General features: G+C 65.3%; 9 protein-coding genes. 5 read left to right on the plus strand and 4 right to left on the minus strand.

Going from position 1 to position 9,211, the window contains the following annotated elements; all coding sequences use genetic code 11:
* Positions 1-34 precede the first annotated feature (34 nt).
* The gene (locus RIdsm_RS10210; protein ID WP_057813490.1) at positions 35-946 is read right to left on the minus strand and encodes a pirin family protein; all 912 of its coding nucleotides are present in this window, start codon (positions 944-946) and stop codon (positions 35-37) included.
* A gap of 173 nt (positions 947-1,119) precedes the next feature.
* On the opposite strand from RIdsm_RS10210, the gene RIdsm_RS10215 reads away from it, so the two are divergent.
* Positions 1,120-1,605, plus strand: coding sequence for a hypothetical protein (locus RIdsm_RS10215; RefSeq protein ID WP_057813488.1), 486 nt, complete (start codon positions 1,120-1,122; stop codon positions 1,603-1,605).
* 6 nt (positions 1,606-1,611) lie between these two features.
* On the opposite strand, the gene RIdsm_RS10220 is transcribed toward RIdsm_RS10215, so the two are convergent.
* From RIdsm_RS10220 to RIdsm_RS10230, 3 genes are read right to left on the minus strand one after another with little or no spacing between them, the layout of a single operon-like run.
* Positions 1,612-2,181, minus strand: coding sequence for a TadE/TadG family type IV pilus assembly protein (locus RIdsm_RS10220; RefSeq protein WP_057813486.1), 570 nt, complete (start codon positions 2,179-2,181; stop codon positions 1,612-1,614).
* Positions 2,181-2,732 carry a TadE/TadG family type IV pilus assembly protein gene (locus RIdsm_RS10225; RefSeq protein WP_057813484.1) on the minus strand — a complete coding sequence of 184 codons (552 nt, stop codon included), beginning with the start codon at positions 2,730-2,732 and terminating at the stop codon, positions 2,181-2,183. The genes RIdsm_RS10220 and RIdsm_RS10225 overlap by 1 nt, the downstream gene beginning before the upstream one ends.
* Positions 2,729-4,522, minus strand: coding sequence for a TadE/TadG family type IV pilus assembly protein (locus RIdsm_RS10230; RefSeq protein WP_057813482.1), 1,794 nt, complete (start codon positions 4,520-4,522; stop codon positions 2,729-2,731). Before RIdsm_RS10230 ends, RIdsm_RS10225 begins: the two co-directional genes overlap by 4 nt.
* 308 nt (positions 4,523-4,830) lie before the next feature.
* Between RIdsm_RS10230 and RIdsm_RS10235 the strand changes: the two genes are divergently transcribed.
* The 4 genes from RIdsm_RS10235 to RIdsm_RS10250 all read left to right on the plus strand — a co-directional run bounded on the left by RIdsm_RS10235 (position 4,831) and on the right by RIdsm_RS10250 (position 9,207).
* Positions 4,831-6,264, plus strand: a complete 1,434-nt coding sequence (locus RIdsm_RS10235; RefSeq protein WP_057813480.1) for a Glu/Leu/Phe/Val family dehydrogenase — start codon at positions 4,831-4,833, stop codon at positions 6,262-6,264.
* A gap of 7 nt (positions 6,265-6,271) precedes the next feature.
* Positions 6,272-6,865, plus strand: coding sequence for a DUF6151 family protein (locus tag RIdsm_RS10240; RefSeq protein WP_074940075.1), 594 nt, complete (start codon positions 6,272-6,274; stop codon positions 6,863-6,865).
* A gap of 327 nt (positions 6,866-7,192) precedes the next feature.
* The gene (locus RIdsm_RS10245; protein WP_057813476.1) at positions 7,193-8,446 is read left to right on the plus strand and encodes a sarcosine oxidase subunit beta family protein; all 1,254 of its coding nucleotides are present in this window, start codon (positions 7,193-7,195) and stop codon (positions 8,444-8,446) included.
* Between the two features lie 119 nt (positions 8,447-8,565).
* A complete protein-coding gene (locus RIdsm_RS10250; protein ID WP_057813474.1) occupies positions 8,566-9,207 on the plus strand; it encodes a YceI family protein in 642 nt (213 codons plus the stop codon).
* Positions 9,208-9,211: the final 4 nt, after the last annotated feature.

Genomic DNA, 9,211 nt, shown 5'->3' on the forward strand with positions numbered 1-9,211 from the left:
CGGGCCGCGGCGATGCGCGGCCCGGGGTATTGCGTCAGTGGGCGGGCTTGATGAAGGTGCCGTTGCGCAATTCGCTCATGGCGGTCATCAGCTCGTCGCGGGTGTTCATCACGATCGGCCCGTGCCAGGCCACCGGCTCCTGGATCGGCGCGCCGGAGACCAGCAGGAAGCGCACACCCTCGTCGCCCGCCTGCACGGTGATCTCGTCGCCGGTGCCGAAGCGGATGAGCGTCCGGTTGCCCGACATGTCGCGGATGTTCACCTCCTGCCCGCCGACTTCCTTTTCAAGGAGCACGCCCGAGGGGGCCGAGGCGTCGGCGAAGGCCGCGGAGCCTTCGAAGACATAGGCGAAGCTGCGGCGGTAGGTGTCGACCTTGAAGGTCTTCTTCACGCCCGCCGGCACCGAGATGTCGAGATACTGCGGATCGGCGGCGATGCCGTCGACCGGGCCGGTCTTGCCCCAGAAGCTGCCCACCACGACGCGCACGGTGGTGCCGTCATCGTCGGTCACTTCGGGGATCTCGCCGCCTTTCACGTCCTGATACCGCGGCGCGGTCATCTTGAGCGAGGAGGGCAGGTTGGCCCAGAGCTGGAAGCCGTGCATCTGGCCCTGCGGGTTCCCCTTGGGCATCTCCTGGTGCATGATGCCCGATCCGGCGGTCATCCATTGCACGTCGCCCGCGCCCAGCGTGCCGGTGTTGCCCAGCGAGTCGCCGTGCTCGACCGTGCCCGACAGGACATAGGTGATGGTTTCGATGCCCCGGTGGGGGTGCCACGGGAAGCCCTGGGCGTAATGCTCGGGCCGCTCGTTGCGGAAATCGTCGAAGAGCAGGAACGGGTCGAGCTCGGACGGGTCCTGGAACCCGAAGGCGCGGTGCAGGTGGACGCCGGCGCCTTCCATGGTGGGTTGCGCGGGGCGTTGTTCGAGGATCGGTCTGATGGACATGGGATGGTCCTCCTTTCCGTGTAGATGTAGAGAGTTTGGCAGCCCGCGCCAGAGGGCGGCATGGCCGGTTCGGGAAGGGCATTTGTGCGTGGATGCGCAAAACCCTCTCGCGCGGCGGCCGCGAACCGGGTAGAGGCGGGCAGGGCAACGGGGCAGGGCGAAGGAGGCCGCGGATGGGCGATGACGACACGGTTCTGGCGACGGTCAGCGCCTCGGCCATGCGCCGGGGGCTGGGGATCACCATGCTGGGCCTCCTGGGGCTTCTGCTGATCTACACCGGCATCCTGCGGCCGCCCGCGCATATGGGCTGGCAGGCCTTCCTGGTGGTGATGGGGATCCTGTCGCTGTGGGGCGCGGAGCGGATGCGCCGGGCCACGCGGGTGGCGGTGGAGCTGACCGAGGCGGGCCTGCGCACGAGCGACGGCGAGGTGATCGCGGCGGTGGAGGATATCGCCTCGGTCGACCGGGGGGCGTTCGCCTTCAAGCCGTCGAACGGGTTCATCCTGCGGCTGAAGGGCCGGGCGCCGGGCCGCTGGCAGCCGGGGCTGTGGTGGCGGTTCGGGCCGCGGGTGGGCATCGGGGGCGTGACCCCGGGGTCACAGGGCAAGGTGATGGCCGACATCATCGCCGCCAAGCTGGCCGAGCGCGACCCGCGCTGAGCCGGCTCAGGACGAGCAGCGTTCGAAGCAGAGCTGCGGGGCGAAGCGGAGGCTGGTGAAGACGCGCGTGTCGATGTTGATCTTCTCGCTGAAGACCAGCCCGAAGAGCGAGTCGTATTCCGAGACGCTTTCCACGACGATCACCTCTTCGCCGTCGTTCATGACGGGCAGGCGGTCGTGCTGCGAGGCGGTGTCGGCGCTGCGCAGCTCGCGCATCCGGCCGGTGCCGCGCACCTTCGACCAGGCGACGTCATACTGGTCGTCGTCGGCGTCGTAGCGGACGATGGTCACCCGCACCTGGTTGTTGCCGGCGTCGTTCGAGATCTCGTCGAAGAGGATCTTGACGTTGTCCATGTAGGTTTCGTTGACGACCGACTGTTCGCGCGAGAGCAGGTCGGCGACGGTGTAGGTGGCCTTGATCCGCACGCTCTTGTAGCGGTGGACCTCGAAGAACTCGTAGGTGGCGCAGAGGGTCCAGAACAGAAGCGGGAAGGCGATCACGGATTCGACCATGAACGAGCCGCGTTCGTCGTCGCGGAAGGTTTTCAGCAGGTGCTTGAGATACAGCCAGGACATCAGAGCGGCTCCTGCACGAAGGCGGTCATGGACACGATCGAGGCTTGCCCGTTGGCATCCTTGCTCAGCGCGCTGCCGAGCGCGTCGTCGGGAAAGAGCGGGTCGAAGCGCAGGCAGGCGCGCAGCAGCATGAGACGGTTTTCCTCGAGCCGGCCTTGCGGGCCCGCACGGAACTGCCTGACCGGCTTGGTGGGCTCGGCCGCATCGGTGCAGTCGGCGGTGCGGTCGAGCGAGTTGAAGGAGCGCATGTCGGCCGAGCGCATTTCGAGGCGCAGGGTGTTGTCGCAGTCGCGGATCATCAGGGCGTTCTCGCAGATGATCTGCTTGATCTCGTTGTGCTGGGGGGCGGTCCCCGTGCCGAGGCGCACCTCGCGCACGGCAATGTCGAGGCCGCGTTCGAGCAGGGTGTAGCGCAGGGTGACGAAGCCCAGCTCGATCGACATCAGCATGAGGGCGAGATAGGCCGGGAAGACCAGCACGAACTCGACCGAGGCGTTGCCGCCCTCGTCGCGGAGGAAGCGGCGCAGCTCGTATCCGAAGGGGCCGATCATTGGGTCAGCCTCAGGTTCTGCACGTTCGAGGCGATGGAGCTGAACGCGGCGGAGATGTTGGAGCCGTTGGTCGGGTAGTAGTGGTTGCCCGAGGAGGCACAGGCCTGGAGCTGGCGCTCGGCGTTGCCGCCCGACGAGATGCCGTAGCCGATGGTGTAGACCACGACGCCCTGGGTCTTGGTGGCGTTGCAGATGTTCTGCATCATGGTGTCCTTGGTGCCGCCGCCTTCCCGTTCGGAATAGCGGTAGTCGTTCCACGGGCCCCAGTTGCCGGTCTTGCTGCCGTACCAGTCGGGCGACATCAGGCCCCAGGCCTCTTCCCAGTCGAGGCGTTCGGCCCTGACGAAATCCTCGCGTTCCTGAAGGTCGCCGAACTCGTAATAGTTGAGCCAGTCGTTCTCGTCGATGTCGAGGTAGTCGTTGCCGTCGCGCAGGTAGTAGAGCGAGTATTCCTGGCCTTCTTCCGAGTACTCGCACTTGAACCAGCTGGAGTAGTATTCGCAATACTGCTCGTAATAGCTGTCATAGTAGCGGCGCGAGACGTTGTAGACCGAATAGGCGTAGAGGAATTCCTGTTCCTGGAAGGTCAGCCGGTAGAGGTCGGAGTTGGCCCCGCGATAGGGGCTGTTCTCGTCGAAATAGTAGGAGTCGGTGTTCTGGCCATCGGCCATGAGCACGATGATCTTGAGCGTGTCGCCCTCGGTATAGGAGGAGGGGATGTTCGCGAGCGAGGCATCGACGACGCCCACATCCGAGCTTTGCAGCGTGGTGAAGACGCTGGAGAACTTGGGATCGAGCAGGGCCGCGCCCCATTTCATGCCGATATGGGCCGAGGTGTTGCCGTCGGCGTCGAGCGAGTTGATGCGGGAGTGCAGGTCGGACTTGCTCATCGAGTAGGGCAGGATCTGGGCGCGCACCTCGGGGAAGCACGAGCGCCATTCGGCGTTGAGATCGTCGAAGCCGCCGTAGAGCGAGGTATAGATCTGCTGATCGTAGGCGACCGAGGGGTCGATGCCGGCCGTGGTGTAATCGGACGAGGAGAATCGCAGGCACGAGGAATAGTCGTGCGTGTCGTTCACGGTCAGGGCGTTGTAGATATCGGCGCCGGGCGCCACGTTCCACGAGAACGGGACCAGCGAGATCACGGTATTGCCCGGCTCGGAGCCGTCGATGATCGTGGTCACGAAGTTTCGCGCGGCCGACTTGAGGTTCGTCATCTTGGTGCCTTCCATCGAGCCCGACACGTCGAGCACGAGGGAGACTTCCAGCTTGGGCGTGCGCACCTCGGCCTCGGCGGCGCCGAAGGCTTCGAGCGTGTCGACGCCGGACAGCTTCATCAGGTAGGTGTCGATGTTCATGCTGGCCTCGGCATAGGCCCGCGTCGCGTTGAGCGAGGTCTCGATGTCGTCGGTGCCGGTGCCGTCGGTGTCGATATCGTGCAGGTAGCTGGACATGTCGTTCTTGGCGAAATAGTCCTCGATGATCGCCTTCACGTCATCGACTTCCGAGCCGATCGGCGCCCCCGCGCCGGCCAGCACCGCGCTGTCGAGCGTGGCCTGCAGGTGGGTGCGCTCCATCTCGTAGCGCATCATGTCGATGCCGAGGCCGGCCATCACCAGCATGAACAGGAACATGAACAGCGTGAGGATGATGGCGTTTCCGTCTTCCTCGTCACGGAAGCGTTCGATTTCTTGCGAAAGCCCATGACAGCCGCGCGCCGCCCGGCCATGGGCGAGCGCACGTGTCCTGGCGATCTGCCAGGTCGTCCTGCTCCCGGAAAACTTGAACATCACACTACCCTCATCACGTCAAACATCGTGCCTGTACGAATCCGCACATGGATTTTGGCCAGCAATATATGGCCCGGGAGCTTGTCTGAATTAAGGCGAAACTACGAATAGTTGCCGGTAATCATGTGGTTACCCGGAAACTATGCCGCGGTGCGGCGGGCATTGTTGCCCCTTGGTGGCGGATGGCCACCGGGGCCGGTTGTAAAATCGGCGGGTGGACAATCAACGGGCATGCGGTAACGATACCGTCAAAAATGATCCGTAGAAGCCGAACAACGGACGTGAAACGCAACAGGGAGAGACGACTTATGACAAGCCCCCGGAAGGAGCCGAGTTTCCGCGAAAGCGTGGACTTGATGTTTAACCACGCGGTCGCGCTGATGGACCTGCCGCCGGGGCTCGAGGAGAAGATCCGCGTCTGCAACGCCACCTATACCGTGCGCTTCGGCGTGCGGCTGCGCGGCCAGATCCAGACGTTCACCGGCTATCGCAGCGTGCATTCCGAGCACATGGAGCCGGTGAAGGGCGGGATCCGCTACTCGATGGGCGTGAACCAGGACGAGGTCGAGGCGCTGGCCGCGCTGATGACCTACAAATGCGCCATCGTCGAGGCGCCGTTCGGCGGCTCGAAGGGCGGTTTGCGGATCGACCCCCGGGAATGGGACGAGCACGAGCTGGAGCTGATCACCCGGCGCTTCGCCTATGAGCTGGCCAAGCGCGACCTGATCAACCCCAGCCAGAACGTGCCCGCGCCCGACATGGGCACCGGCGAGCGCGAGATGGCGTGGATCGCCGACCAGTACCGGCGGATGAACACCACCGACATCAACTCCCGCGCCTGCGTCACCGGCAAGCCGGTGAATGCCGGCGGCATCCAGGGCCGGACGGAGGCCACGGGCCGGGGCGTGCAATACGCGCTGCAGGAGTTCTTCCGCCACCCCGAGGACGTCAAGGCGGCCGGCATGTCGGGCACGCTCGATGGCAAGCGGGTGATCGTGCAGGGCCTCGGCAACGTGGGCTATCACGCCGCCAAGTTCCTGTCGGAAGAGGATGGCTGCAAGGTCGTCGGCATCATCGAGCGCGACGGCGGGCTGTGGGACGATGACGGGCTGAACGTCGAGGAGATCCGCAACTGGATCGCCAAGCATGGCGGGGTGGATGGCTATTCCTCGGGGAAATACGTCAAGGACGGCGCCAAGTTCCTCGAGGAAGAGTGCGACATCCTCGTGCCGGCGGCGATGGAAGGGGTGATCAACCTCGAAAACGCCGAGCGGGTGAAGGCGCCGCTGATCATCGAGGCCGCGAACGGCCCGGTGACCGCCGGGGCCGACGAGATCCTGCGCAAGAAGGGCACGGTGATCATCCCCGACATGTATGCCAACGCGGGCGGTGTGACGGTGTCGTATTTCGAATGGGTGAAGAACCTCAGCCATATCCGCTTTGGCCGCATGGGCCGGCGGCAGGAGGAGGCGCGGCACCAGCTGATCGTGTCGGAACTCGAGCGGCTGGACAGTCACCTGGGCGATGCCTGGGTGATGTCGCCGGACTTCAAGAAGAAGTACCTGCGCGGGGCGGGCGAGTTGGAGCTCGTGCGCTCGGGGCTCGACGACACGATGCGCACGGCCTACCAGCAGATCCGCGAGGTCTGGCATTCGCGGGACGACGTGCAGGACCTGCGCACCGCGGCCTATCTCGTGGCGATCGAGAAGGTTGCGGCGAGCTACCGGGCGCTGGGGCTCTGAGGCTGCAGTGGCCGGGCGCGACGTCGACATAGCGTGCCGTTGCGGGAACGTGACGGGGCGGGTGTCGGGCGTCTCGCCCGCCACGGGCTGCCGGGTGACGTGCCATTGCAAGGATTGCCGGGCCTTTGCCACCCATGTGGGGGCGGCGGATATCCTTGACGGCAACGGCGGGTTCGAGCTGTTCCAGACCTTGCCGGCACGGTTGGCGTTTACCTCGGGGGTCGAGCATCTGCGCTGTCTGCGGCTGTCGCCCAAGGGCATGATGCGGTGGTACGCGGGGTGTTGCGGCACGCCCATCGGGAACACGCTGGCGGGCTCGGGGTGGTATTTCCTGAGCCTTGCCGTGGTTCTGGTGCCCGAGGACCAGGCGGCGGCGCTGGGGCCGAACCGGGGGAGCTTCTTTGCCAAGGACGCGCCGGAGGGGGCCAATCCGCCGGCGGATCACGGGAAGTGGACGTTGATGTCGGGGGCGTTCGGGCGGCATTTCGCGGCGCTCTGCGGGCTGGCGCCGAAGGGGTCGCCTTTCTTCGAGGGGGGCAGGCCGGTGGTGGAGCCGGAGATCCTGACGAAAGAGCAGCGATTGAAGGCCGAGGCCGTGTAGCGCAACGGTGCCGCCCGCCGCGCATCGACGGACCGCGGGGCGGCGAACCGACGGGAGTGGCCTGGCGCTTTATGGTGGCCAAGTCAGGAAGACCTTGTTCCGTGTTGTTCCAATAGCAAAATCGCCGGACCGTCGGGGCGGCCCGTCGATGCGCGGCGGGCTTCGCCCTTGATTCCGCGCAGGTTCTTCGCCTTGATGATCGCTTTCCATGCGCGCCTTGTCGCCCCTAGGCCGGAATTCGTCGATCCGGGGTGCGCGGGGCTTTTGGCGTGTTGCTATCCGGGACGGGACTTGCTTCACTCCGCGCAATCACAGGGGAGTCTCCACATGCGCTTTTCCGGCTTGCGCGTTCTCAAGGAAGGCCTGACGGGCAACAAGGGCTGGCAGGCCCATTGGCGCGATGCCGAACCGAAATCCGAGTATGACGTGGTCATCATCGGCGGCGGCGGGCACGGGCTGTCGACGGCCTATTACCTGGCGAAGAACCACGGCATCCGGAATGTCGCGGTGCTGGAGAAGGGGTATCTTGGCGGCGGGAACGTGGGGCGGAATACCACGATTGTCAGGGCCAACTACTTCCTGCCGGGGAATTCGGAATTCTACAGCCACTCGCTCAAACTGTGGGAGGGGCTGGAGCAGGACCTGAACTACAACACCATGCTGTCGCAGCGGGGGCAGATTTCGCTTTTCCATTCCGACGGGCAGCGGGACGCGGCGATCCGGCGGGGGAATTCCATCGTCAACCAGGGCGACGAGGCGGAGCTTCTGTCGCTGGCGCAGTTGAAGAAGATGGTGCCGTTCCTCGATTACGAGCAGCAGCGGTTTCCCATTCACGGCGCCCTCATTTCGCGGCGCTCGGGCACGGCGCGGCATGACGCGGTGGCCTGGGGCTATGCGCGCGGCGCGAGCGCGCGGGGTGTGGACCTGATCCAGAACTGCGAGGTGACGGGGATCGACATCGAGGGCGGGAAAGTGACCGGGGTGCAGACCTCGCGTGGCGCGATCAAGGCGAAGAAGGTGGCGATGATCGTGGCGGGCCGGTCGAGCCAGGTGGCGGCGATGGCGGGCATGCGCCTGCCGATCGAGAGCCACGTGCTTCAGGCCTTCGTGACCGAGGGGCTGAAGCCCTGCATCGACCATGTTATCAGCTTCGGCATGGGGCATTTCTATATCAGCCAGTCCGACAAGGGCGGGCTGGTGTTCGGGGGCGACCTGGATTTCTACGCCTCCTATGCCCAGCGGGGAAACCTGCCGATGGTGGAGCACGTGATGGAGGCGGGGATGACCCTGATGCCGGCGATCGGCAAGGCAAGGGTGCTGCGCAGCTGGGGCGGGATCATGGACATGTCGCCCGACGGCTCGCCCATCATCGACCGGACGCATATCGACGGGCTCTACCTCAATTGCGGCTGGTGCTATGGCGGGTTCAAGGCGGTGCCGGGCTCGGGCTATTCGATGGCGCATCTCGTGGCGACCGACGAGCCGCACGCGCCGGCGGCCCGGTTCCGGCTGGACCGGTTCCGGACGGGCTATGGGCTGATGGACGAGGAAGGCACGGGGATGCAGCATAACCTGCATTGATGGTCTGCATGGCGAGGTCGGGATTTTGAGTATTTTTGGCAAGATGAAGCCGGGCGCGCGGGAAGGTTTTCAACGGCGGGGCGCGCGGTGAGGGGCGGAATTTGAGTATTTTTGGAACAATGAAAGGGCTGGGGGGCGTCTTGACTCTGGCCGTGGTGCTGGGCGGGGCGGCTTTCGCGCAGGAGGCGGCATTGCCGGCAGGGAGCTATGCGCTTGATCCGTATCATTCGACCTTGCGGTTCTCGGTGAGCCACCTGGGGTTTTCCGACTACGTGATGAGTTTCGACCGGTTCGAGGCGGACCTGGAGCTGGACCCGGCGGCGCCGGGCGGGGCGGCGCTTTCGGTGACGGTGGACCCAAGCTCGCTCGACGTGCCGGCGCCGCCCGAGGGGTTCATGGGTGAGCTGATGGGCGAGAGCTGGCTGAATGTCGCGGCGCATCCGGAGATCACCTTCGTGTCGACGGCGGTCGAGATGACGGGCGATAAGACCGCCACGGTGACGGGCGATCTGACCCTGCTGGGGGTGACGAAGCCGGTGGTGCTGGAGGTGACGTTCAACGGGGGCTATGCCGGGCACCCGTTTGACCCCAATGCGCGGGTGGGCTTTTCGGGCACGGGCAGCTTCAGCCGGTCCGACTTCGGCATGGGGTTCGGCGTGCCTGCGCCGGGCACGACGATGGGCGTGGGCGATATGGTGTCGGTGGAAATCGAGGCCGAGTTCACCGGGCCGGCTTTGGAAGAAACACAGGACCAGGACTGAGCGG

Origin of the sequence: Roseovarius indicus, assembly GCF_008728195.1 — a bacterium.
In the GTDB taxonomy this organism is placed as follows: Bacteria; Pseudomonadota; Alphaproteobacteria; order Rhodobacterales; family Rhodobacteraceae; genus Roseovarius; species Roseovarius indicus.

Coding starts and splice junctions, on each gene's coding strand:
- RIdsm_RS10210 (WP_057813490.1), bottom strand. CDS start 946: ATGTCCATCAGACCGATCCTCGAACAACGCCCCGCGCAACCCACCATG.
- RIdsm_RS10215 (WP_057813488.1), top strand. CDS start 1,120: ATGGGCGATGACGACACGGTTCTGGCGACGGTCAGCGCCTCGGCCATG.
- RIdsm_RS10220 (WP_057813486.1), bottom strand. CDS start 2,181: ATGTCCTGGCTGTATCTCAAGCACCTGCTGAAAACCTTCCGCGACGAC.
- RIdsm_RS10225 (WP_057813484.1), bottom strand. CDS start 2,732: ATGATCGGCCCCTTCGGATACGAGCTGCGCCGCTTCCTCCGCGACGAG.
- RIdsm_RS10230 (WP_057813482.1), bottom strand. CDS start 4,522: ATGTTCAAGTTTTCCGGGAGCAGGACGACCTGGCAGATCGCCAGGACA.
- RIdsm_RS10235 (WP_057813480.1), top strand. CDS start 4,831: ATGACAAGCCCCCGGAAGGAGCCGAGTTTCCGCGAAAGCGTGGACTTG.
- RIdsm_RS10245 (WP_057813476.1), top strand. CDS start 7,193: ATGCGCTTTTCCGGCTTGCGCGTTCTCAAGGAAGGCCTGACGGGCAAC.
- RIdsm_RS10250 (WP_057813474.1), top strand. CDS start 8,566: ATGAAAGGGCTGGGGGGCGTCTTGACTCTGGCCGTGGTGCTGGGCGGG.